The organism is Methylobacterium sp. GC_Met_2 (genome assembly GCF_026540795.1).
Taxonomy (GTDB): Bacteria; Pseudomonadota; Alphaproteobacteria; order Rhizobiales; family Beijerinckiaceae; genus Methylobacterium.
Genome location: NZ_JALNUM010000022.1, coordinates 1 through 22,335, shown reverse-complemented (window position 1 = coordinate 22,335; position 22,335 = coordinate 1). Strand labels below are relative to the sequence as shown.

Sequence of the window (22,335 nt, the reverse complement as noted above, 5' to 3'; positions counted from 1 at the left end):
CGCTGTGCTCCGGCACCTCAGGATGAGGGTGTGGGTGGGAGATGCCGGTGTTGGTTCCGTGAGTGTCTCGTCCGTCGCTACCCCTGCCCGTAGGCGCGGGCGACGAGCCGCATCGTGTGAAGGTCGCGGGACGCCGCGTACGCGGCCCGTTCCTCGGGCCGGCGCAGGGCCGAGCCGAAGGCGCGCACCTGCTCGGTGAAGGGCGAGCTGTCGGTGTCGAACACCATTGGCTCCGCGCGGCCGCTGGTGCCGTCGATAAAGGTCAGCGAACCGCCGGCGGTCTGGCCCATCGTGTTCTCGGCCACGAGCATCCCCTTCGTGCCGACCACCTCCAGGCGGCGGCGGGGCAGCGCGTTGGGGCAATTGTAGGCGACGTGCAGGCTCGCCAGCGCACCGCCCGCGGTCTGCCCGATCAGCAGGGCACCGTCATCGACCGCGTAATCCTGGGCCTTGGTCTGGGTCAGGGCCGCGATGGTGGTGATCGGCTCACCCGTGAGGAAATCCACGAGGTCGATCCCGTGCGGCGCGAGGTCCATCAGCGCGCCGCCCCCGGCCTGGGCGGCGTCGATCCGCCAGTTCGGCTGACCGGCCTCCGACCAATCGCGTCCGAGCCAGCAGGCGTAGACGATCCGCACGGCCGTCAGCGTGCCGAGCCGCCCGGCCTCGACCTGGGCACGGATCATCCGGTGTGCCGGGTGGTGCCGCTGGTCGAAGGCGGTTCCGTAGAAGATTTTTTGGGATTCGACCGCCTGCGCGATGGCCTCCGCGTCAGCGAGGGTGGCGGCCATGGGCTTCTCGCACAACACCGCTTTGCCGGCGGCGGCCAGCGCCTCGACGGCGCCGCGGTGCAGATGGTTCGGCGTCGCCACGTAGACCGCCTCGACCTCGGGCTCGGCGATCAGGCTGGCGAGGTCGGCATGCCCTCGGGCGCCCGCCTGTTCAGCCGCCGCGCGACTGGTCGGATCCGGATCACAGACCGCGACGAGACGATGGCCAGCGGCCCGGATGCCGGGCTCCATATAGTCGCGGGCGACCCAGCCGTAGCCGACGATGCCCCAACCCACCCCGTCCATCACCAGCGCTCCGGCAAGTCGACGAACTCGCGGACGCGGACGCGCTGCGTTTCCGGCGTATCGAGGGAGCCCTCGAACGTCAGGTGCTCTGGGCCGGCCGAGTGCAGCGGATAGGTGGCGCGGGGGGCGTATTCCGCCTCGTAGCGCTCCGACGGCCAGCGGATGACGTAGTCATCACCCTCGAGCGCGTAGAGCGGATTCATACGCAGCACGGTGCCGGGCTTCGGCAGGGTGAGGCCGTCGACCAAAGCGCGGGGCGCCGGACGCATCCCGGGTCCGCACACCACCGAGAAGGCCTCACAGGTTCGCAGGGCGGTGGGCTCTCGCGGCGCCGGTGCCCGGACCTCGACGAGCGCCCGGGTCAGCTCCGCATCGTCATACACGAGGGCGTCGGGGAAGAGCTCCGCGATCTCCTCGGCCGTCACCGCCCGTCCGGCCGAGAAGCCGGGGCAGTCGCGGTTGTGGATGTGGCTCAGCGCCAACCAGCCGTCGTCTCCGGCGTTCTGGCGCAGACATTCGAGCAGGGCCGCCTTGTCGTCGAGGAAGTAGAAGGCATCGTTGCAGGCCACGAGATCGACCGGCGCACCCGGGATCGGCCAATGGGCCGAGCCCGCGTCGAAGCAGACGAGCTGCGCCTTCTCGCCCACGACCCAGTGGCGCGCGACCCACAGCTTGGCGAAGACCACGTCGGCCCCCGAGACCTTGCAACCGCGCCGCTGCAGCTCGCGCAGGTAGTGGCCGATTCCGCAGGCGAATTCGAAGACGCAGACGGGTTCGTTCCAGTGCGCCTCCAGCAGCGACAGACCGGCCAGGAAGGTCGGATCGCTCCAGCGGTGCAGGAAATAATCGCCGACGCGGCCCCAGCCGAGACGGTGAACGGCATCGCGCAGGGTGGCCGTGCGCCGATCCTTGATGAGCTGGATGATCCCCGCGGGGTCGGCAGGCGGGCCGTTCCACCAATCGTCCTGATCGACCAGCAGGGCGGCCAGCGCTTCGTCGGCCTCGCCCGCGTCGAGATGGACCAGGACCCGCTCGACCAGCGCCTCGCGGTTCACCCGCAGATACGGGATCCCGTCGATCACGGGCCAACGCGCACCCGTCCCGGCGTCCCGCAGGGCGTGCGGGCCGTCGGCCTTCAGTGGGTTGCCGGTCTGCGGCGAGGTAAGTTCGAACGGGATCATGGCTCTCGGGACCGACCGGGCAGATGGGCCACCGGGTCCGGCGATCAAGGCAACAGGTGCGATCAAGGCAGGTGCGATCAAGGAATGCGCATGTCGGCGAGGACGCGATCGTGGAAGCCCTTCACGGGTCCGGCATGGACCAGCTCCCACTCGTCGAGCACCATCCCCATGGTGGTCGAGGCACCGCGCAGGTGCTGGGCGATCTGGAGCACCCGGTCGATGCAGTCCGCTGCATGGAAGGCACGCCCCTCCCCGGTGGCATCGTCCGGCAGCACCGCGCGGGCGCGCTCGACCTGGGTCCGAAGGGGCTCGTCGAGTTCGGCGAGCGCCCAGGCCGTGGTGGTGGCCATGATCGGCCCGAGATGGTCGCCGAGCAGCATCTCGCCGGTGAAGCCCGCATCCGGCATGGCGGCGTTGTGAAAATGGTGGGCCATGGCGGCCAGGAACACGGTGCCGGGATCGGCCCGGTAGAACGGGCTGAGGCACACGCCGTAGGCCGCCACGATCAGACAATGCTCGGCGTGGTTCTCCGGCGGCTCCAGCAGGATGCGGGCACGACCCGGGCAGGTGACGCCGGCCCGTGGCTGCTGCGCCAGGGCGGCGACGAAGCCCGGGAGGGAACCGAACGCGGCTGCCGGACGCGGAGCGAGCCGCGCCCGCAGGCGTGCCCTCAGATCCGGATCGAGTTCGCCGGTCACGGCGTCGAAGCCTGCGATCAGCACCGCGGACGCCGCCTCCTCCGACAGGCCGGCCGCGGTCAGGAAGGCCGCGTCGAGATCGCAGAGACGCGTGGCCGCAAGCGTCGTAGCGGTGATGTCGAGGGCGACGTCGTCGGGCGAGGCTCCACCGGTGAGACGCCCCCACCCCTGCGCGAACAGCCGCTCCGCGATCGAACCGGTACGGCCCGCGGAACGCACGCGCTTGAGGTCGTTCATCTCGACCAGAAGGTCGCGGAGTGCCTCCGGTGCGGCGGTGCCGGATTGGGATCCTGGGTTCTCGCTGGTCATAAGCTCTTTCAGACAGCGGGCAGCAGTTCGGGCGAAGCCTTCATCGGACTCCATGAAGCCCTTCCCTGTTCGCCAACCTTTTAAGGCCGAAGCACAGGTCCCCTCCCCGTCTGGAAAAGGGTCAAGAGTGGTGCAGACGGCACCGCCGCATTCAGTCCTGAACCACCCCCACCTTCAGCTCCTCCCCCACATGGAGGAGGAGCGTACAGGGCGGTGCGGCAGCCTCGTTCAGTGAACGCCGAGCCAATCGTGCAGCATCTTCTCCTGCTTGCCGAAGGCGTGCTCCGGCCCACGCCCGTTCTTGACCATCGGGGCCTTGAAGAAGGTGGATAGCTGTTCCTGCACACCACCATCGCCGCGCGTGTGGGCAAGGTCGAGCACGCGAGCGATCTCGATCACCAAAGGCGCCGCCAGAATCGAGTCCTTGCAGAGGAAGTTGACCTTCACCTGCATCCGCTGACCCATGAAGCCGGTGACGTCGATGTTGTCCCAGGCTTCCTTGTCGTCGCCGCGCGGGCGGTAATAGTGGATATGCACGAGGTGGTCCTCGACCGGGTAGCCGAGGATCGAGTCGAGCACGGTGCCTTTGGTGTTCAGCTTCGACTGGAGCGAGTTCGGATCGTTCAGCGCGAGGCCGTCGCGATTGCCGAGGATGTTGGTCGAGAACCATCCGTCGACGTGCAGCGCGCGGGCCTTGAAAGCGGGGGCCAGCACGGTCTTCATCATGGTCTGGCCGGTCTTGCCGTCCTTGCCGGCGACCGGCACGTTCAGCTCCTTGGCGAGTTCGAGGAGCGCCGGAACATCGGCGGCCACGCTCGGGGTGAAGTTGGCGTACGGGATACCGCTCTTGATCGCCGCGTAGGCGTAGAGCATTGCGGGCGAGATCGCCTCGTCACTCGAATCCAGGCCCTTCTCGAAGGCGTCAGTCGAGTTCAGGGTCGGGTCGTTCAGGTCGGGCCAGCGCTCTGTCGAGGCGAGGTTCACAACGACGACGTCGTCGAGGTTGCTTTCCTTCTGGAAGCGCCGCAGGTCGTTGGCGATGACAGAGACCGCCTCGCGGTGGTCCTTGGCGACGATGCGATTCTGGCCGTCAATGTTCTTGCAGAACTTGGCACTGCCGACTGCCGGCCAAGGCGTGATGCCCTTCAGAGCACCGGCGCCGTCCTCGATGTCGTCCTTCGAGAGGACGCCGTGACCGCTCGCGGCGGTCGCGAGATCGTCGCCGTTCAGGTCCCATCCGCCGAAGACGAGATCCTTGTAATCGGCCAAGCCCGCTACGGAGAGGCCGGCGAGCGGGAGCCCGTCAAGCCGGTTCGAACCGGATTTGATCATTTCGATACCGGCGATGGCGGTGGTGGCGACGGCGCCACCCATGCCAACGAACGCGACACCGACACGGCGACCGGACTGCATGCTCATTGGAAAAAGTTGTCCTTGTGGGGACGCGGGTGGCGTCTTGAAGGGTCCGTCACGGGACGGAAAGTTCACCCCCCCGGGGTCGTACCTAACTGGCTCATCGCTGCGGCGTTCCAAGCCAAATGCGACAACATTGCCCCTTCATGACACGCATTTCGCGAGAGCGGTCGGCGCTCTCATCGCGAGACAACACGCCAGAACAAGACCTTGGCGCTGGCGATAATCGCGACGGATCAGGAGCGGTTTCAACGCGGGTTGCGGCGGTCCGCGTCCTTAAGGCGCCCCTAAAGCGCACGGTTAACCCTTCGTTGACCGTGCCACGCTTGGATCACGACGTCGTCCCATTCTGGTCACGGCCGGCGCCGATACGGCCGCCGATCAAAGAAGCCCGGCCGCGAGAATCCGGGCCGACGCAAGGGCCGATCTGAGAAGGACCAATGATGGGGGTTTTCCCGGAGCCGGCGCAGCGCGCCGACGACGTGAGCCGACTCGTGCCGAACGCGAGCTGCTTCGAGACCGAAGCCGTGGCGTGGCTGCCGCAGGCCGGCCGTGGGATACGGTGCCGATCGGGCCGCCGCTCGGGCCGGGACCGGCTTCGTCAGGTCTCGGGGACGCTGGCCCTGGGTCTCATGGCCGGGTTCGGATTGCCACAGGCCGCCTTCGCGCCCTCTTATTTCGCGCCTGCCGCCCAGGCCCACGACCGGGTCGACACAAGCCCGCGCGCGGCCCAGGCCCTTGCGGCCCAAGTACCGGCGCCGGAAGTCGTGGCGCCGGAACTCTCGGCTCAGGACATGGCCCTGCGCTCGACGCTCGATCAGGATCTGCCGCTGGACGCGCAACAGCAGGACGCCTCGCCCGATGCCGCGCTCCGGTGGAATGGTCTGCCGGTTCCGGAACAGGAGCCTGCGACGACCGCGCTGATTCAGGACGACCTCGCGGCTCTTCCGCGGGTGACGCAGGATCAAGGCTCCGACACCGTGCGGTTCGGCGAGCGCACCGTACCGCGCAAGGTGGTCGACACGATCGTGAAGGCCTCCGACCAAGCGGGCGTCGATCCCGTCTACATGATGGCGCTGGCCGACAAGGAATCGAGCTTCGACACGGACGCCAAGGCCGCGACCTCCTCGGCGCAGGGTCTGTTCCAGTTCGTCGCCCGGACGTGGCTGGAGATGATCCGCGATTACGGCGCCCGATACGGGCTCGCCGAGGAGGCCGCCGCCGTGAAGGGCCGGGGCTCCGCGATCACGGTCGCCGGCGCCATGCGGGCGCGGGTGCTCGGCCTGCGCAACGATCCGCGCGTCGCGGCCCTGATGGCGGCCGAGCTGATCAAGCGCGATCGCGAGCGGATCGAGGCCCGGGTCGGCCGGGCCCTGACCACGACCGAACTCTACCTCGCGCATTTCCTCGGCACGGCCAGCGCCGGGCGCTTCCTCTCGCTCTCCTCCGAGAAGCCCGACGAGGTGGCCGGCCGCGCCTTCCGCAACGCCGCCCGGGCCAATCGCAGCCTGTTCACCGAGGCGGACGGCGGCAAGCGTCGCAGCCTAACCGTCTCCGAGTTGCACGACCGGCTCGACGGCATGATCGACCGGCGGCTCAACCGCTACCAGGGGGTCGCAGCGGTGGCCGAGGCCCTCGACAAGGCGGAGGCGCAGACCGACGTTGCCACCACCGAAGCCTCTGGCGAAGCAGACACCACCCGGCGCGTCGAGGTGACGGAGGCGCTGCCGCGGGACGGGGTGTGACGATCATCTCGCCTCAATGTCCTCCGGCTGGCGCCCCGCCTCCGAGCTTGACGCTCTTCAAGCTCAGCGCGATCGGCACCGCGCAGGCAGCTACCAGCCCGAGCACCCAGAACACGTCGATATACGCCCAGTAGGCGACCTCCGTGCTCAGCACGCTGCCAATCCAGGCAGTCGCCTGGTTCTGCGCCTCGACGCCAACATAGCCGTGCTCGGAGAAATACTGCGTCGCCTGCCGCATTGTGTCCTGATAGGCGGGCGCGGCCGGGTTGACGCTCTCGACCAGCCGGCTCTGATGGAACTGGCTCCGATAGGCCAGGATGTTTTGGGCGAGCGAGACACCCATCGAGCCGCCGACGTTGCGGGCGACGTTGATCAGCGCAGAGGCCTGATCGGTCTGATCCTTGCGGATTCCCTCGTAGGAAGCCGAGGTGATCGACAGGAACACCATCGGCAGGCCGAGACCGATATAGACTCGTGACCACGCGAAGAAGGCGAAGGTCGTGGTGCCGTTGAGCCGCGTCAGGTCGTACATCCCGAGCGCCACGATGGTCATTCCGGCGGCGATGAGCCATTTCGGCTGTACGTAAGCCGAGGCGCGTCCCGTCAGGAACATCATCACCACCGTGACGATGCCGCCGGGGCCGAGGACGAGGCCAGAGAGAGTCGCGGTGTAACCGTAATATTCCTGCGTGATCTGCGGAATGAACTGGGTGGTCGAAATCAGGATCGCGCCGGTGAACATCATCACCACAAAGCAGGATCCGAACTGACGGTTGCCGATGAGGCGCAGATCGACCGCCGGATTCTTCGCGTTGAGCAGCCACGGGATCATGGCGACGAACGAGACCACCATCAGCACGCCAGAGACGTTCATCAGCATCGAGGTGCCGAACCAGTCCTTCCGCTGTCCCTCATCAAGGATCACCTCCAGGGACGCGAGGAACAGGGCAACCAGCACGAAGCCCACGATGTCGAAGCGGATGCCCTTGCGCACCAAGGCGCGGCGTTCCTTCTTGGCCGCGTGGCTATCTTCGATCAGCCAGTACATCAGCCCGAGGGCGAGCACGCCGACGGGTCCGTTGATCAGGAAGCACCAATGCCAGGAGGCGTTGTCAGACAGCCAGCCTCCGAGCGTCGGGCCGATCACCGGAGCGACCACGATGGCGACGCCGTAGAGCGCGAAGGCTTGGCCGCGCTTCTCAGGCGGGAAGGAATCCGCCAGGATCGACTGTGCGAGCGGCGCCATACCGCCGCCGCCGAGCCCCTGCAGCACGCGAAAGAACAGGAGCGATTCCAGGCTCCAGGCGAAGCCGCACAGGATCGACGAGATCGTGAACAGCCCCACCGACCACATGAAGAAGGCCTTGCGGCCGTAGCGCTTGGCCAGGAAGCTCGACGCCGTCAACGTGATCGCGTTGGCTACGAGGTAGCTCGTCACCACCCAGGCTGCCTCGTCGGGCCCGACCGCAAGGCCGCCCGAGATGTACCGGAGCGCGACGTTGGCGATGGTGGTGTCCAGCACCTCCATGAAGGTCGCGAGCGCCACGACGCCCGCGATCAGCCAAGGATTGTGGCCGCCCGGCGCCTTGCCGGAGGACGACTTGCCCGAGGCGGACTTGCCCGAGGCGGACTTGCCGGCCACGGGGCTCACCGCACCGTGACGGTCGGGACGACCGACATGCCCGGGCCGATCGCGATGTCCTTCGGCCAGTCTGTGACCACGATCTTCACCGGGATGCGCTGCGTCACCTTCACGTAATTGCCGGTGGCGTTCTGGGCCGGCAGCAAACTGAAGGCGGTGCCGGATCCCGGCTGGACCGAGGCCACGGTGCCGTGGATCGTGCGGCCCGGATACGCATCGATCGCGAGAGCGACCGGCTGCCCCGGGCGCATGTCATTGATCTGAGTCTCCTTGAAATTCGCGGTGACCCAGATGTCATCGGGTACGAAGGTCGCGAGAGTCTGGCCGGCCTGGGCGAGCTGCCCGATGCCGCCGGTGAGCCGCACGACGCGGCCGGACTGGACGGACCGGACCGTGGTGTAACCAAGGTTGAGTTCGGCCTGCTCGACCTGCGCCTTGTCGCGGGCAAGCTGCGCCTGGGTCGAGGCCTTCTGAGCCTCCAGCGAGCCAATCTGCTTCTGCGCGGCGACCACGCTGGCATTGGCGCTTTGGACCGAGGCCTGACGCTGCTGAAGCGTCGAGGTTGCCGATTGCGATTGCTGGATCGAGCCCGAGCCGCGCTCGGCCAGGTCCTTGTAGCGGGCTGCATCCTCCTGGGCGAATTTCAGGGCCGCTTCGGCGGTGGCGACCTGCGCCTTCGACACGTCGATATTGGCGTTCTGGGCCTGGATCTGGGCATCGATGTTCTTGATCGCGGCCTGATCGGCCTCGATTTGCGCCTTGGCCTGATCGAGGGCGATCTCGTAGTCGCGCTGGTCGATCTGGAACAGGATCTGGCCAGCGTCGACGTGCTGGTTGTCGGTGACCGGCACATCCACGAGGTAGCCGCCGACCTTGGGCTGGAGCGAGATGCTCCGGGCATCGACGAAGGCGTCGTCGGTGTTCTCGTACGGGTGCATGTACAGCAGCCAGTAGAAGAAGATTCCCACGCCCAGGGCAATGACCGCGAGACCGCCGAGCAGGAAGGCCAAAGGGTGGCGCCGCAGGATGTTGGGGCGTTGGCCGCCCTCGGCCTCGTCCTGCCCGTCGTCGTGCGTAGCGCCACCGTCGTCCTTGCCATCGGCCTGGACAGACGGATCCTCGTCTTCAGAGCCGGGCTTGCGCGCCGTTTCGGATCCACCGAGATCCAGGACATCGCGATCCGGGGCGTCGCGGGCGCCGGTTCCAGTCCCGCCGTCGGCCGGCCGCGGGCGCGCCTCGGCGTCGGAGGCCTGCCGCTGATCGTCAAGCATGGGAAGTCGTCGCCCGATGGGCCGATCGCCTCGCGGCGACCGGGCACTGCACATCGCCCGCCTCGACCTGCACAAGCCCGGGGCCGGCTCAAGGTTCCGTGACGGTTCGCCGAGACCCAGGAACGCTTGCCGCAGTGCGGCGTTCTGCGCCGGGAACCTGTGCCGTTCACGGCATCGGAGTTTCGGAGTTTTGCGATGACCAGCAGTACTGCACCGCAGCGCGGACCGACAGGAAACGCCCCCAGCGGCATCCCGCTGGTCGGCGTGGCGCGCCTCGACGCGATGAGCGCGGCGCTCGCCCGCAACTGGTGGCTCGTCGCCCTGCGCGGCGTCGTCGCGATGCTGTTCGGCGCCCTCGCCTTCATTGCACCGGGCGCGTTCGTGCTGTCCCTCGTCTTGTTCTTCGCAGCCTACATGCTGACCGACGGCATCTTCGCCATCCTGGGCGCGATCCGGGCCGCGCAGCATCACGAGCGCTGGGGCTTCCTGCTTCTGGAGGGGATCGTCGACATCGTCGTGGCCGTCGCTGCCGTACTGATACCCGCGGCGGCTGTCTGGGCCTTCGTCCTCCTGCTCGCGGGCTGGGCGCTTGTGACCGGTGGCCTGATGATCGCGGCGGCGTTCCGCCTGCATCTCCATTACGGGCGCTGGTGGCTGATCCTCGGAGGCGTCGTTTCGATCCTGTTCGGGATTGCGCTGTTGATCGAGCCGGGCATCTCGGCCCTGGTGCTGACGTGGTGGATCGGCAGCTACAGCTTCGCCTTCGGCGTGCTGCTCCTGATCCTCGCGTTCAAGCTGCGCAGTCGGCACGGCACTGCGGGTCAGCCCCTGCCGCCATCCGGGCGTTAATCTAGCCGACCAATGGTCTGCGTCGCGGCGACGAAAGGACAAGGCGCCCGATGAGGCTTAGTATAGATCCTCGTCCGGCATGATCGGCCCTGGAATCCGCACGCGATGACACCTGACGCGCCGGAGAGCGCCCCGGTCGACAGGCCGTCAATGCAGAACGCCGGGCACGACCAGGGATCCGGACCGCCGGATCCCCGCTCGGCAGCCCGGGAAGCCCGCCGTGCCGCCGGCGACCTGACTCGCAGCCTGTGGTCCCTAATCGTGGCAGGCGGGCTGGGTGCCGCTGGCGCGGGTCGGGCCGCAGCGGCTCGGTTGCGCAAGCTGCTGGAACGACGGAAGCGCACCGGACCCGAGCCTGTATCGCGGGAGCTGATTGCGGCCGCACCGAATACCCGCGCCGCATCGCCGCTCGCCGCGCGCCTGCGCCGGCGGCCGATCGTACTCGCCGCCGGGGCCGCAATCCTGCTGCCGGCTGTGGCGCTCTTTCTTTACCTGCTCGCCGCATTCCTCACCCTCCCGCCGCTGGGCGGAGCCGTGGTCGAGAGCGGCCAAAGGGCGATCACGGTCGAGGCCGATGACGGGCGGGTCTTCGCCACCCGGGGCAGCTTCCGCGGGCAGAAGCTCACCGCCGCCGACCTGCCGCCACACCTCGCCCAGGCAATCATCGCGATCGAGGATCGGCGATTCTACAGCCACTGGGGCATCGATCTGCGCGGGCTCGCCCGGGCCGCGTACCGCAATGCCCTGGGCGGCGGCGTGCGCGAGGGCGGATCGACGATCACGCAGCAATATGCGCGCCTGACCTCACTGAACCAGGAGAAGTCGCTCTGGCGCAAGGTCCAAGAGGCGATCCTGGCGCTGCGGGTCGAATCGACCATGAGCAAGGACGAGATCCTGCTCGGCTACCTCGACACGGCCTATTTCGGCGCCGGGGCCTACGGGGCGGACGCGGCGGCGCGGCGCTATTTCGGCAAGCCTGCCAAGGCCCTGAACCTGCCCGAATCCGCCATGCTGGCCGGGCTGGTGCGCGCGCCCTCGCAGCTCGCGCCGACGCGGAACCTCGGCGGTGCCAAGGAGCGGGCCGACGTGGTGCTCCAGGCCATGGTTGAGACCGGCGCGATCACGCAAGCCGCGGCCGACGCGGCCCGCCGGCAGAGCGTGAAACTGAAGACGCCCCCGGAGGCCCCACCGGGCACCAACTACTTCCTCGACATGATCGCGGGGGACGTGAAGCGGCTGGCCGGAAAGGATGGCGACCTCACCGTCCGCTCGACCCTGAACCTCGACCTCCAGAGCCTCGCCGAGGGCGTCGTGGCCCGGCGCCTCGACAAGGACGGGCGTCGCCGCAAGGTCGGGCAGGCCGCCATGGTGGTGTTGTCGAAGGAAGGCGCGATCCTCGCCATGGTGGGCGGGCGAGACTACGAGGACAGCCAGTTCAACCGCGCCGTCCAGGCCAAGCGCCAGCCGGGCTCCCTGTTCAAGCTGCTGGTCTATCTGACCGCCTACGAGCAGGGCTACACCCCGGATTCCGTCGTGGTCGACCGGCCGGTGAAGATCGGCGACTGGGAGCCCGAGAACGACGACGGCCGCTACCGCGGGTCGGTGCCGCTGCGGACCGCCTTCGCGCTGTCGATCAACACGGTTGCGGCCCAGCTCGGCCAGGAGGTCGGCATCCCGGCGGTCATTGCCACGGCGCGCAAGCTCGGCATCCAGTCCGACCTGCCCAACGTGCCGAGCCTCGTGCTCGGCTCCGGCGCCGTGAGCCTGCTGGAGATGACCCGGGCCTACGGCTCGGTCCTGTCAGGCCGCACCCCGCTCCAGGCCTACGGCATCCAGGCGATCCGCGGTTCGGCGCCGCAGCCGCTCTACGTCCAGACCGACCCCACCCCCACGTCCGGCCTCGCCCAGGAGCCGCGCACCATGATGCTAGACTCGCTCCAGGCGGTGGTCGAATCCGGGACCGGAAAGGCTGCGCGGGTTCCGGGACAGATCATCGGCGGCAAGACCGGCACGAGTCAGGACTTTCGCGATGCGTGGTTCGTCGGCATGACGCCGGACCTCGTGGTCGGAGTTTGGATTGGGAACGACGACGACAGCCCGATGAACCGGATGTTCGGCGGCGAGATGCCCGCGGGCATCTTCCACGACTTCGTCCAGCGGGCGGCCGAGAAGCTGGCCAAGGGCAAGCTGCGTCCCTCGGCCGAGCGGGCGGAGCCGACCCGGGCCACACCCGTTCCGGCTGCGGTCCCGACTCCGGCAGCAACAGGAGAGGTACGCGGAGTCCCGGATGTGATCGACACCGGGACCCTCTCGTTGCGGGGGCGCGTCGTGCATCTCCTCGGCGTGGAAGGCGAGCGCGGCCATTTGGCCCGCCAACTCGCGAACTATCTGCGGCGGCGGGAGGTGGTCTGCTCCGGACTCTCCGACGGCGCCTCCGCGCGCTGCCAGATCGATGGCGAGGATCTGGCCGGGCTGATCCTGGCCGCCGGCGGCGCTCGCGCCGCGGAGGACGCACCGCAGGATCTGCTTGGTGCCGAGGAGCAGGCGCGCGCTGAGCGCGTCGGGCTCTGGGGCCGCTGAAAGCTCAGCGTTTCCCCAATCTGGCGAGGGTCAGCGTGTCCGGTTCGGCCCCGAAATAGGTGGCCAGCGCCTCGGCGAAGCAGGGCTCGCCGGGGGCGGCGTCTCCGAACAGCGTCATGCTGGAGCGGAACTTCATGTCGTCGGGGGATCCGAAAATCGCGTGCGCTGAGCGCCCGGACACCCGGTTCACCGCCGCCGTACAGGCCCGCAGGCGCGCGCCGAGCGTCGGGTGTGCGAGATAGGCCAGCGCCTCGTCCAGAGAACTGATCGCGTAACGCTGGGCCATCGGACTGGAGCCGAGGCCCGCGATCTGCGGGAAGATGAACCACATCCAGTGGCTCCGCTTCTGCCCCGCCTCCAGTTCCGCCAAGGCGCGCGGGTAGACGTCCGCCTGCGCCGCGACGAAGCGGCCGAGATCGTAAGGGTCATCCATACCCACCCGCTCCTGATCGTACGGTTCCGTTATGCCCGCGCCGCACCACATCCCCGGTCGGTGACGCCTCGGCCGCCCTGGTGTAAGCGCCACTCATGCTCGGTACGCTCGTCGCCTTCATGGTCGCGAACCCCGCAACCAGTCACGCCCTGACGGCCATCCTCGAAACCGCCGGCATGGCGGCCGCCCTGACCCTGCTGCGCACGCCGCGGCCGGCGGGTACCGCCGCGCTCCTCGCCTCCACCGACTATTACGGCCGGGAGGCCGGGCAGCGCGAGCACGACGTCAAGCATGCGGGCTGGGATGCCCTCCAGGCGCATCTGGGCGCCGAGTTCCTGTACGAATGGTCCCTGCCGAACCTTCAGCAATGGCTGGCGCCGACCTGCGCGGCCTGGGCGGTCGCCGACGTGATCATATGGCTCCGCTCCCGGTCGCAGCGGGGCGGCGCGGTCGGGTAATCGATGCCGCATTGACCTTAGGTCCGCGTGAAGGGACCGTCCGAGGGGCCAATCTCACTGCAGTCGCCGAGCAGCCGCCGCCCTGAGGCGATGATGTGGACCGTGTCGCGGCTGCCGCGTTGACGCCGGGCCACAGCCTCCAGATCCCGCAGATAGTCGATCACCGGGCTGCGCTGCTTCTCGCCCCGGCCGATGACCGGTTCGACCCTGGCGGTCACCGTGCCGCCGAGTGTGTCCCAGAACTCGGGCGGCCAATCTGTGGGTTCCCGAATCGAAGGCTCGTGCATCGCGCGTTCCCTCCTGCCGCACAGGCAGGATTTCTCGGGAACCTCAGGGCGTTCCGCATTGACCCATGTTGATTGCGCCGACACGATCCGGCGATCGGCCCGGCGATGCCAGAAGCGGAAAAGCCCCCGCGGACGGATCCGCGGGGGCTTCTTCGATCTCTGGCGACCGTACGTGTCGCCCGGTCGGCTTACTTGATGAGGGCGGTCAGCGCCTTGCCGGCCTTGGAGTTCAACTCCTTGGCGTCCAGGGTGCCGTCGCCGTCCGGGTCAGCCATCTTGAAGCGCTCAGCGACCGCGGCCAGGTATTCCTTCTTGTCGAGGGTGCCGTCGCTGTCCGGATCGGCCCGCTTTACGCCGGCCGCGCTCAGGCGGCCCTTCAGCTCACGGGCGTCGAGGGTGCCGTCGGCATCCTTCTCGAGCCGGTCGAAGGTGGACGAGGCCACGGCCTCGACTTCCTTCATGTCCACCGTACCGTCATTGTCGGTGTCGATCATCTTGACGGCGCTCGCGCCACTGACGGGCTTGGCCAGCGCGGCCGGAACCGACAGGCTGGACACGGCGAAGGCAACCGCAGCGAAACCACTGAGAACACGAAGGGTCATTGCCAAATTCTCCCGAAATATGATGCGTGATCTTCCTAATCGCCGATTCGCTTTGCTGCAAGTGCGAAATCACAGGACTGCAGCAACTCGGGAAGTCTCGACAGCCTCGTCGTTGGGCTCGTCCATGTGAAAAGGGGCCGGCTTTCACCGACCCCTCCCGTGTTCAATCATCGTTGGCTTCGTCGTGGTCGGCGCAGATCAGTAGCCATAACCGCGACGAACGACCGGCCGGTCATCGTCGTAGCGCTGAGGACGGTACATGCGGTCCTCGTCGGCGCGGTCGCGGCGATACTCGTCCTGCCGGAAATCCCGCTCCCGCTGTCCACGGGAGCGCAAATCCACGCTGGGGCCGTCCGGCCCGATATCGATGCGTTGCGCCGCTGCAGGAACGACGCTCGCGAGGGAGGCAGCCAGAATGGCGCCGGCAAGCAGGGTCTTCATGGGACACACCTTCGTGCGTTGAAGAATCAACACATCCTCGCGAAGATCGTTCCCCTAAAATCCCAATCCTTCCGGCCACCTCAAGGCTATCGACCGTGGTCAGGCCAGCGTCGCAAGATCCTGGAACCAGTGCTGGGCCTGAACATAACTCTTCACCCGCGGCGACAGGGCGTGCGGATTGGTGTCGTGCACCACCCAAACCTGCACGGCGTCATCCACGACAATCTCGTGGATGCGCGCCAGCAGCCGATTCTGTTCATCGGTATCGAGACTCGCCTTGACCTTGTCGCAGAGGGCATCGACTTCAGGGTTACGGTAGTGGCTCCAATTCACGCCGTTCGGGGCGATCTGCTTCGAATCATAGAAGCGCAGGATCGCGTAGAACGGATCCGAGGTGACGTAGGCGATGTTGCCGGCCGAAACCCCCTTCAGGGTTGGATCCGCCGCCCCCTGACGCCAGGCCGTGTAGGCCACCTCAAGCTCCACCGTCTTGAACTCGACCTGGATGCCGATTTCCGCCCAACTCTGCTGCACGTACTCATTGATCGGCAGCGACAGCATCTGCCCGGTTCCGCCGGTCGGGATCAGGATCGTAGCCTTGACCGGGTTCTTCACCGAGTAACCCGCCTCCTCAACGAGCTTACGCGCCGCATCGACGTCGGTCTTGATCTGGAAGCTCGGCTTGCCGAACCAGGGGCTCGACTGCTGGACCTGTCCCACGGCCGGCTGCGCCAGCCCACCCATCAACTCGACGACGCCGGCGCGGTCGATGGCGAGGTTGGCGGCCTTGCGCAGGCGCAGGTCCCGCCAGGGCGAGCCTTCCAACATCGACAGGTGGTAATTCCAGACATGCGGCGTGTCGTTGCCGACGATGCGCATGCCGGCCGCCTTGAGGCGCGGGACGGCGTCCGGCGCCGGCGCCTCGATCAGGTCGACGTTGCCCGACAGGAGGGCGTTCACCCGGGCGAGATCCTCGGGCACGCAGCTGAGCGTCAGCTTGGCGAGCCTGGGCACCCGCTTGGGGTTCCAGTGGCTCACGTTCGGCAGGAGTTCGAGGCGCACCCGCGGGACGAGTTGACCCAGACGGAACGGCCCGGTGCCCGACGGCTCGAAGGCGAACTTCGCCCAGTCCCGGCCGACCTTCTCGTACTGGGCGGGCGAGGAGATCAGGAACCAGAGCATCTGGTAGGGGAACAGGCTGTCGGGCGTCTTGGTAGTCACCTGGACGGTCCTACCGTCGAGCTTGCGGTAGCTCGCGACGCCGGGCAGGCGCGGGCGCACCTGCGCGGCCTGCCGCTGATCGAACTGTGGCGCCTCCTTGTTGAGCACCTTGTCGAAGTTCCAAATCACCGCGTCGGCATCGAAGACCGAGCCATCATGAAACGTCACGCCCTCGCGCAGGTGGAAGGTCCAGACCTTCGGATCGGCCGTGTCGACCTCCCAGGACGTAGCGAGCCCGGGCACCATCTTGCCGGGCCGATCGGCGACGTCGAGCTCCCAGGCAACCAGTGGATCGTACAGGGTCAAACCGGTGAACTGGTAGCCGCCGGCGCCCCGGTCTGGCTGGCCAGTGGTGAGCGGCAGGTCGGTCATCGAGATGCCGTAGGTCAGGCTACCCGGCGTCACACCCTGCGCGCCGGCCCGGCCCGGGGCTCCCAAGGCGGCCAGTGCCACGCCTCCCACCATCAGCGAGCGGCGTGTCGGCTTGATCGAGTCCATCGTGTCTCTCGGCTGGAAGCGGATGCGCCGCATGGAGCGGCGCCCGCTCTCCAGGCGCGCAACGGCGTTCTCCCACCGTGACCCCATGCTGCATACAGTATCATGCACGCATCATGCCCAATCGGGCGGCAGCGCGCGGCGTTGCTCTTAGGCCTCCCAGACCTGACCAGGCCTGAGGGCCAGGAACCGCTCCGGCGGGAGGCCGGCGGCCCCGAGCGCCGCATTCAACGCCTCCACGGGCCGCTCGATGCCCTCATCGGTGAGCTGGAACGTGCCCCAATGGTGTCCGAGCGCCTGCTCGGCGCCGAGGAGGCGGAAGGCCTGCACGGCCTCGGCAGGGTCGACGTGTTGCGCGCGCATGAACCAGCGCGGCTCGTAGGCGCCGATCGGCAGGGTCGCCAGCCGCGGCGGCCCGAAGCGGGCGCGGATGTCCCGGAACAGGGCCCCATCGCCGAAGCCCGTGTCACCGACGTGATAATGCACGCCCCGGGACGAGGTGATCACGAAGGCGCACCACAGGGCCATCCGCCGATCCCGGACGCCCCGGGCCGACCAGTGGTTGGCCGGGGTCAGGTGAACCTGCAGCCCGTCGCCGAGATCGACCGACTGGCCCCAGTCGCGGGTCTCGACATGCATCGTATCGTCGAAGCCGCGCAGGATCGCGTCGTTGCCGAGCGGCGCGACGATGAGCGGCTGATGCGCCTGCCAGATTCGCGCGACGCTCGGCCCGTCGAGATGGTCGTAATGGTTGTGGGTGATCAGCACCGCATCGATCGGCGGCAGGTCGGCGAAGGCGATGCCCGGCGGATTGACCCGCTTCGGTCCAGCGAAACGGACCGGACTCGCGCGCTTGGCGAAGACCGGATCGATCAGGATATTCCGGCCCGCGACCTGGACGAGGTAGCTCGCGTGGCCGATCAGCACGACCCGCAGGCCGCCGACGCGCTCGGGCGGCCGCTCCGCCGGAAAGGGGCTTGGGAAGTTCGTCGGCCAGGGCTCCCGGGCGCGCTTGGCCTGCCAGCGGATCACGTCGGGCAGCGACTTGTCGGTCGCCTGGTCCGGCAGGAAGAAGCGCAGCCCGTCGAAATGGTCCGAGACCGGGCCGCGATAATAGGGGTTCCGTCCACGCCGGTGGGCGGCATAGCCGACGCCGCCGAGCGTCATCACCGTGGCCGCGCTCGCGACCGTAAGCAGGCTTCGCCGTTTCATACCCCCGGAAATGGCGGGTGGCGCGCGCCGGTCAAGTTCTCCGCCTTGCGACGGCGAGCCTCAGTCCACCGCCTCGGCGGCCAGCGACAGGCGCGCCCGGAAGACGACCTTGCCGACGCCGTCGCGCACGCAGGCCACGTAATCCTGGCGCTCGACATCGGGCAGCATGTCGCGGGCGATGGCCGACATGATCCGGGTGACCTTGGCGCGGGCGGCCGGCAGGTCCGGCAGCTCGAAGCCAACGTCATCGCGGATCGGCTGCGAGCCGTCGTGAAGATCGATGAAGAAGCGAGGCATCGGCGCGAAGCGTCTCGAAAAGAGGTACTGCGCGGATATTACTGCTCTGTGTATGGTTAATAGGATCTTAAATTTGGATCTCGATTGATCTTACCGCGCATCCAATCCGCGGCTCGCCTTCACCTCGCGATGGGTTCTCAGATCCCCATAACCGGCTCGGATATGACGCGGGTTCAGTCGATTGCGGTCCGCGCGCCCTCCCCCGCAACGCGGGCTGCGGGCTTCACAGCTTTGCTGTCTCGCCAGAGCGCGCACGCCAGCCTGGAACTGCGCGGGTCCGTTCTCCGGTGCGAGAGATAAGGGGTGCCGGCCCGCGACGCGCTCAGGAGCGCCAGCGCAGCTCCCTGCGCTCCAGCGGGTTCGTGAACGCGCGGTCGTCGCGACTCGCTTCCAGCGCTTCGCGCTTCAGGCGGAAATACCATTGCGACGGCAGGTCGCCCTGGCCGAACAGCACCATGGTCGGCTTGCGGTCGAGGCCGTCCTGCGCGTGCTGGAGCACCTGCTGGTCCTGGGTCAGGAACTGCCGCATCAACGGGCGGGCGACCGGCTTGAGCAGGTTCAGCGTCGGCATGCTCCAGTAGAGGGCGTTGGTGAGCAGCGTCCGGTCCGGTGTGAGCGGCGTCGCGAAGGTGTAGTTCGCCACGCGCTTCTCGCCGGCACGGATCCGCTCAAGGCGCACGCCCGGCAGGCGGAACTCGATCTCGACCTCCGGCACGCCGCCGAGCAACCGGTAGACCGGGGAACTCGTCGTGGTGGCATGGCTCGTCATGACGAAGCCGTGGGGCACCGGCTGGAAGGTCTTCACCTTCTCGCGGAGCTGCTTCGAGGGCCGGAACCACCACGAATCGTGGACGAAGGCGACGTGGCCGGGATCGACGAGGCTCAGGGTCGTGAGATCGAAGGAAGCTTGGACCACGAGTTCGACCACCAGGGATCCGGCGGGCGTGAAATCAAGCTCGGGCACAGCCGCGATATCGCGGCCAGCCGGGCCGATATGGGGGTTGACCCACAGGAAGCCGGCGCTCTCGCGGATCGGGAAGCGCTGAACCTGGATGCGCGAGTAATCCGCGACGTCATGCTCCGACAGGGTCGGAACGTCGCGGCAGCGCCCATCCGTGCCGAAACGCCAGCCGTGGAACGGGCACATGAGCGTGTCGCCGTCGAACCGGCCCTTGGACAGGGCCATGCCACGGTGGGGGCAGCGATCCCGCAGCGCGAAGGCGGCACCGTCCGGAGCGCGGCCGAGCACGATCTGCTCGCCGTTCAGCTCCACCGCACGCAGACCCGCCTTGCCGCCGGCCTTGCTGAGGTTGCGGGACTGGCCGACGCAGTACCACGCGTTCCCGAGCGGCTGGCGCATCGCGTCAGGATCGAGGGCGGCTTCGTCGGCGGGACGCGGCGGGTTGGTGAAGGGCGCGTTCAAGGCGGCTCGGGCTGCGGGCGGGACAACCCCGTCTTACGCCCGCCGGCCGGTGCGGGAAAGTACGGGCCCGTAAAGCCCAGATTTCGGGAGGACAAACGGGCGCAGGCGCGGGGCTTCACAAGCCGCCTCGCACCGCCTACCTTCCGTTCATCCGCAACCAACGAAAGGAGGTGATCCAGTGTCTCATTGTCATCAGCCGTGTGTCTCGGCTCATCGGACCTGGACCGTCGCCTCCGGCGTGTCGTTCTAAGACGCGCTAGAGACCCGATCATCGGGACAGTTCCGCCGGACGACATGGTTCGGCAATGGAAGGGCCACCCTCGCGGGTGGCCCTTCGGCTTTTTAGGGCTCAGCGCTTCTGCATCTGGAACAGCGGCTGGGCCAAAGCTTCGGTCCGGGCACGCCACACGTCGCGCTCCTCCCGCAGGGCGTCACGCTCGGCCATCAGGGCGGAACGCTCGCCCGCGGCCCGCTCGCGCTCAGCCTGCGTCGCTGCGCGCTCGGTCTTGAAGCGCTCGCGCTCCGCGCGGATCTCTGCCTGTTCCGCCCGCAGATCGTCGAGGGAGCCGATCTCGTCCTGGATATGCGCGCGCAGGGTGCGGATCTCCTCGGCGAGGAGCGCCTGCAGCTGGTCCTGGTGCTCGGCCTCCAGGCGGAGCTTGGCCTTCAGCATCAGGTTCTCGGCCATCAGCTCGGAGATGTCGGCATCCTCGGTCTCGGCTGCCTGCGACGGCCCAGCGGGCGCCACGACCCGCGGCGACCACGCGGTCTCGGCGGCACCGGGGCCGGCCTTCTGGTCCGGGCGCGCTGCGTCAGCCGGGCTGTGGGTCTTCATCGCCGAGAGCCAGTCCCGAAGCGGCCCGGGCGCGGGGCGGCCGCTGGACTCGGGCGGCAGGGAGCGGGCGGGTTCCGACATGGGGCGGCGTCCTGAACGAATTCGCCTCGTAGACAATCGGAACATGCTTAACGATCGGTAAAGGTGGCAGTGGCCACGACGGGAGCCGCAACCCGGAAATTGACTTTCCGCGCCATCGCGGCTACGCCCCGCGCTCCCGATCCTTCGCAGATCGACCGATGCCAAGCCGACCGGTCCCGTGAGACCGGAGGTCAACGCCCGACAGCGCGTGTGCGCCCTCGGGCGCGATAGGTGTTGGCCGATGTGCGATGACGGGATCCGCCGGCCGAGGCACCCCCATGACGCGAGATCAAGAAGCGTTGAACATCGAGGACGCGATCAACGAGATCTGCCCGTGGTCGGGCAAGCCGATCTCGGCCGACTCGCTGACGCTCTACAACGGTGCCGTGGTGGGCTTCTGCAACCCGGATTGCCGAGACAAATTCGCCAAGGCTGTCCGCGGCTTCGAGGCCGATCTCCAGGCGCGCCGGGTCGAGCGCGCCGGGCTCGAACAGTAAGCGCGGGTTCAGAGCATGTTCGAAGGCCTGTCCGATCGCCTCTCCGGCATCCTCTCGGGGCTCACCCGCCGCGGTGCGCTCACCGAGGCCGACGTCACCGCCGCCATGCGCGAGGTGCGTCGTGCCCTGCTGGAGGCCGACGTCGCCCTCGAAGTGGTGCGCGGCTTCACCGACAAGGTGAAGGAAAAGGCGGTCGGCGCCGTTGTGCTCAAATCGGTGACGCCCGGCCAGATGGTCGTGAAGATCGTCAACGACGAGCTGGTGGCGATGCTCGGTACCGATGCCGAGACCGTCGACCTCAACGCACCCGCCCCGGTGCCGATCCTGATGGTCGGCCTGCAGGGCTCGGGCAAGACCACCACCACCGCCAAGATCGCCCGGCGCCTCTCCGATCGCGAGAAGCGCAAGGTGCTGCTCGCCTCCCTCGACACGCGCCGCCCAGCCGCGATGGAGCAGCTCGCGGTGCTGGCCAAGCAGGTCGGCGTCGAGAGCCTACCGATCGTGGCCGGTCAGTCCGCGGTGCAGATCGCCAAGCGCGCCATGGAGGCGGCCCGACTCGGCGGCTTCGACGTGGTCATGCTCGACACCGCCGGCCGCACCACCGTGGACGAGGCCCTGATGGCCGAGGCCGCCGAGGTGAAGGCCGCGACGCGGCCCCACGAGGTGCTGCTGGTCGCCGACGCGCTCACCGGCCAGGACGCGGTCAACACCGCTCGGGCCTTCGACGAGCGGCTGGGTGTCACCGGCATCGTACTGACCCGGATGGACGGCGATTCTCGCGGCGGCGCGGCGCTCTCCATGCGCGCCGTTACCGGCAAGCCGATCAAGCTCGTCGGCGTCGGCGAGAAGGTCGACGCGCTCGAGGAGTTCCACCCGTCCCGCGTCGCCAACCGCATCCTCGGCATGGGCGACATCGTCTCGCTGGTCGAGAAGGCGGCCGAGACCATCGACCACGAGCAGGCGCTCCGCACCGCGGAGAAGATGCGCAAGGGCAAGTTCGATCTCGAAGACCTGTCCATGCAGCTCGCCCAGATGGAGAAGATGGGCGGCATCGGCGGCCTGATGGGTATGCTGCCCGGGATGGGCGCGATCAAGAAGCAGGTCGAGGGCGCCAACCTCGACGAGAAGATGTTCAAGCGCCAGCGGGCGATCATCTCGTCCATGACCCCGCAGGAGCGCAAGAACCCCGATCTGCTCAAGAACAGCCGCAAGAAGCGCATCGCGGCGGGCTCGGGCGTCGACGTCTCGGAGATCAACAAGCTCCTGAAGATGCACCGGACCATGGCCGACAT

Annotated in this window: 21 protein-coding genes; 6 read left to right on the top strand and 15 right to left on the bottom strand. The window is 68.0% G+C overall.

Annotation, left to right across the window (positions count from 1 at the left end):
- Positions 1 to 77: 77 nt before the first annotated feature.
- The 4 genes from OXS49_RS10475 to OXS49_RS10460 form a co-directional block, all read right to left on the bottom strand.
- A complete protein-coding gene (locus OXS49_RS10475) occupies positions 78 to 1,073 on the bottom strand; it encodes a Gfo/Idh/MocA family oxidoreductase (protein ID WP_267423963.1) in 996 nt (331 codons plus the stop codon).
- A complete protein-coding gene (locus tag OXS49_RS10470) occupies positions 1,073 to 2,254 on the bottom strand; it encodes a methyltransferase domain-containing protein (RefSeq protein ID WP_267423961.1) in 1,182 nt (393 codons plus the stop codon). The genes OXS49_RS10475 and OXS49_RS10470 overlap by 1 nt, the downstream gene beginning before the upstream one ends.
- A 77-nt stretch (positions 2,255 to 2,331) precedes the next feature.
- On the bottom strand, positions 2,332 to 3,261 hold the full coding sequence (locus OXS49_RS10465) for a hypothetical protein (protein ID WP_267423960.1): 930 nt from the start codon (positions 3,259 to 3,261) through the stop codon (positions 2,332 to 2,334).
- A 228-nt stretch (positions 3,262 to 3,489) separates the two neighbouring features.
- Entirely contained in the window at positions 3,490 to 4,680 is a 1,191-nt protein-coding gene (locus OXS49_RS10460; protein ID WP_244007406.1) for an inositol-3-phosphate synthase, read from the bottom strand.
- Between the two features lie 437 nt (positions 4,681 to 5,117).
- Here OXS49_RS10460 and OXS49_RS10455 point away from each other — a divergent pair, with 437 nt between their 5' ends.
- Positions 5,118 to 6,419 carry a transglycosylase SLT domain-containing protein gene (locus OXS49_RS10455; RefSeq protein ID WP_267424011.1) on the top strand — a complete coding sequence of 434 codons (1,302 nt, stop codon included), beginning with the start codon at positions 5,118 to 5,120 and terminating at the stop codon, positions 6,417 to 6,419.
- 13 nt (positions 6,420 to 6,432) lie between these two features.
- Here OXS49_RS10455 and OXS49_RS10450 read toward each other — a convergent pair whose 3' ends face one another.
- Positions 6,433 to 8,061: a DHA2 family efflux MFS transporter permease subunit gene (locus OXS49_RS10450; RefSeq protein WP_267423956.1), complete on the bottom strand. Its 1,629-nt coding sequence runs from the start codon at positions 8,059 to 8,061 to the stop codon at positions 6,433 to 6,435.
- A 5-nt stretch (positions 8,062 to 8,066) separates the two neighbouring features.
- Entirely contained in the window at positions 8,067 to 9,332 is a 1,266-nt protein-coding gene (locus OXS49_RS10445) for an HlyD family secretion protein (RefSeq protein WP_267423954.1), read from the bottom strand.
- A gap of 195 nt (positions 9,333 to 9,527) precedes the next feature.
- On the opposite strand from OXS49_RS10445, the gene OXS49_RS10440 reads away from it, so the two are divergent.
- Together OXS49_RS10440 and OXS49_RS10435 are read left to right on the top strand one after the other, a co-directional pair.
- The gene (locus tag OXS49_RS10440) at positions 9,528 to 10,181 is read left to right on the top strand and encodes an HdeD family acid-resistance protein (RefSeq protein WP_267423952.1); all 654 of its coding nucleotides are present in this window, start codon (positions 9,528 to 9,530) and stop codon (positions 10,179 to 10,181) included.
- 105 nt (positions 10,182 to 10,286) lie between these two features.
- Complete coding sequence (locus OXS49_RS10435; protein ID WP_267423951.1) at positions 10,287 to 12,761, top strand: PBP1A family penicillin-binding protein; 2,475 nt, start codon at positions 10,287 to 10,289, stop codon at positions 12,759 to 12,761.
- Between the two features lie 4 nt (positions 12,762 to 12,765).
- Here OXS49_RS10435 and OXS49_RS10430 read toward each other — a convergent pair whose 3' ends face one another.
- Entirely contained in the window at positions 12,766 to 13,194 is a 429-nt protein-coding gene (locus OXS49_RS10430; RefSeq protein WP_267423950.1) for a DUF1810 domain-containing protein, read from the bottom strand.
- 95 nt (positions 13,195 to 13,289) lie between these two features.
- Between OXS49_RS10430 and OXS49_RS10425 the strand changes: the two genes are divergently transcribed.
- On the top strand, positions 13,290 to 13,652 hold the full coding sequence (locus tag OXS49_RS10425) for a hypothetical protein (protein ID WP_267423949.1): 363 nt from the start codon (positions 13,290 to 13,292) through the stop codon (positions 13,650 to 13,652).
- A gap of 17 nt (positions 13,653 to 13,669) precedes the next feature.
- Here the strand turns inward: OXS49_RS10425 and OXS49_RS10420 are convergent, their stop codons facing one another.
- The 8 genes from OXS49_RS10420 to OXS49_RS10385 all read right to left on the bottom strand — a co-directional run bounded on the left by OXS49_RS10420 (position 13,670) and on the right by OXS49_RS10385 (position 20,546).
- Positions 13,670 to 13,939 carry a hypothetical protein gene (locus OXS49_RS10420; RefSeq protein WP_267423948.1) on the bottom strand — a complete coding sequence of 90 codons (270 nt, stop codon included), beginning with the start codon at positions 13,937 to 13,939 and terminating at the stop codon, positions 13,670 to 13,672.
- Positions 13,940 to 14,127: 188 nt separating this feature from the next.
- Positions 14,128 to 14,541 (bottom strand): EF-hand domain-containing protein, encoded by a 414-nt coding sequence (locus OXS49_RS10415; RefSeq protein ID WP_244007521.1) that lies wholly within the window; start codon positions 14,539 to 14,541, stop codon positions 14,128 to 14,130.
- Positions 14,542 to 14,739: 198 nt separating this feature from the next.
- Positions 14,740 to 14,982, bottom strand: a complete 243-nt coding sequence (locus OXS49_RS10410) for a hypothetical protein (protein ID WP_267423947.1) — start codon at positions 14,980 to 14,982, stop codon at positions 14,740 to 14,742.
- Positions 14,983 to 15,081: 99 nt separating this feature from the next.
- A complete protein-coding gene (locus OXS49_RS10405; protein WP_267423946.1) occupies positions 15,082 to 16,701 on the bottom strand; it encodes an ABC transporter substrate-binding protein in 1,620 nt (539 codons plus the stop codon).
- Positions 16,702 to 16,848: 147 nt separating this feature from the next.
- A complete protein-coding gene (locus OXS49_RS10400; RefSeq protein ID WP_244007423.1) occupies positions 16,849 to 17,910 on the bottom strand; it encodes an MBL fold metallo-hydrolase in 1,062 nt (353 codons plus the stop codon).
- A 60-nt stretch (positions 17,911 to 17,970) separates the two neighbouring features.
- The gene (locus OXS49_RS10395; protein ID WP_244007425.1) at positions 17,971 to 18,207 is read right to left on the bottom strand and encodes a hypothetical protein; all 237 of its coding nucleotides are present in this window, start codon (positions 18,205 to 18,207) and stop codon (positions 17,971 to 17,973) included.
- A 322-nt stretch (positions 18,208 to 18,529) separates the two neighbouring features.
- Positions 18,530 to 19,567 carry an aromatic ring-hydroxylating dioxygenase subunit alpha gene (locus OXS49_RS10390; RefSeq protein WP_244007523.1) on the bottom strand — a complete coding sequence of 346 codons (1,038 nt, stop codon included), beginning with the start codon at positions 19,565 to 19,567 and terminating at the stop codon, positions 18,530 to 18,532.
- A gap of 412 nt (positions 19,568 to 19,979) precedes the next feature.
- A complete protein-coding gene (locus OXS49_RS10385; protein WP_244007428.1) occupies positions 19,980 to 20,546 on the bottom strand; it encodes an ATPase in 567 nt (188 codons plus the stop codon).
- 278 nt (positions 20,547 to 20,824) lie between these two features.
- Here OXS49_RS10385 and OXS49_RS10380 point away from each other — a divergent pair, with 278 nt between their 5' ends.
- A complete protein-coding gene (locus tag OXS49_RS10380) occupies positions 20,825 to 21,043 on the top strand; it encodes a glutathione S-transferase (protein ID WP_267423945.1) in 219 nt (72 codons plus the stop codon).
- Positions 21,044 to 21,058: 15 nt separating this feature from the next.
- Positions 21,059 to 22,335: signal recognition particle protein (gene ffh, locus OXS49_RS10375; protein ID WP_267423944.1), on the top strand; the 1,277-nt coding region annotated here is incomplete at its 3' end.

Excerpts from the sequence above, each read along its gene's own strand:
- OXS49_RS10455 (WP_267424011.1), top strand. The coding sequence starts at position 5,118 with ATGGGGGTTTTCCCGGAGCCGGCGCAGCGCGCCGACGACGTGAGCCGA.
- OXS49_RS10420 (WP_267423948.1), bottom strand. The coding sequence starts at position 13,939 with ATGCACGAGCCTTCGATTCGGGAACCCACAGATTGGCCGCCCGAGTTC.
- OXS49_RS10400 (WP_244007423.1), bottom strand. The coding sequence starts at position 17,910 with ATGAAACGGCGAAGCCTGCTTACGGTCGCGAGCGCGGCCACGGTGATG.
- OXS49_RS10460 (WP_244007406.1), bottom strand. The coding sequence starts at position 4,680 with ATGAGCATGCAGTCCGGTCGCCGTGTCGGTGTCGCGTTCGTTGGCATG.
- OXS49_RS10470 (WP_267423961.1), bottom strand. The coding sequence starts at position 2,254 with ATGATCCCGTTCGAACTTACCTCGCCGCAGACCGGCAACCCACTGAAG.
- OXS49_RS10380 (WP_267423945.1), top strand. The coding sequence starts at position 20,825 with ATGACGCGAGATCAAGAAGCGTTGAACATCGAGGACGCGATCAACGAG.
- OXS49_RS10410 (WP_267423947.1), bottom strand. The coding sequence starts at position 14,982 with ATGAAGACCCTGCTTGCCGGCGCCATTCTGGCTGCCTCCCTCGCGAGC.
- OXS49_RS10405 (WP_267423946.1), bottom strand. The coding sequence starts at position 16,701 with ATGGACTCGATCAAGCCGACACGCCGCTCGCTGATGGTGGGAGGCGTG.
- OXS49_RS10385 (WP_244007428.1), bottom strand. The coding sequence starts at position 20,546 with ATGTCGGAACCCGCCCGCTCCCTGCCGCCCGAGTCCAGCGGCCGCCCC.
- OXS49_RS10415 (WP_244007521.1), bottom strand. The coding sequence starts at position 14,541 with ATGACCCTTCGTGTTCTCAGTGGTTTCGCTGCGGTTGCCTTCGCCGTG.
- OXS49_RS10440 (WP_267423952.1), top strand. The coding sequence starts at position 9,528 with ATGACCAGCAGTACTGCACCGCAGCGCGGACCGACAGGAAACGCCCCC.
- OXS49_RS10395 (WP_244007425.1), bottom strand. The coding sequence starts at position 18,207 with ATGCCTCGCTTCTTCATCGATCTTCACGACGGCTCGCAGCCGATCCGC.
- OXS49_RS10425 (WP_267423949.1), top strand. The coding sequence starts at position 13,290 with ATGCTCGGTACGCTCGTCGCCTTCATGGTCGCGAACCCCGCAACCAGT.
- OXS49_RS10430 (WP_267423950.1), bottom strand. The coding sequence starts at position 13,194 with ATGGATGACCCTTACGATCTCGGCCGCTTCGTCGCGGCGCAGGCGGAC.
- OXS49_RS10465 (WP_267423960.1), bottom strand. The coding sequence starts at position 3,261 with ATGACCAGCGAGAACCCAGGATCCCAATCCGGCACCGCCGCACCGGAG.
- OXS49_RS10445 (WP_267423954.1), bottom strand. The coding sequence starts at position 9,332 with ATGCTTGACGATCAGCGGCAGGCCTCCGACGCCGAGGCGCGCCCGCGG.
- OXS49_RS10435 (WP_267423951.1), top strand. The coding sequence starts at position 10,287 with ATGACACCTGACGCGCCGGAGAGCGCCCCGGTCGACAGGCCGTCAATG.
- OXS49_RS10390 (WP_244007523.1), bottom strand. The coding sequence starts at position 19,567 with ATGCGCCAGCCGCTCGGGAACGCGTGGTACTGCGTCGGCCAGTCCCGC.
- OXS49_RS10475 (WP_267423963.1), bottom strand. The coding sequence starts at position 1,073 with ATGGACGGGGTGGGTTGGGGCATCGTCGGCTACGGCTGGGTCGCCCGC.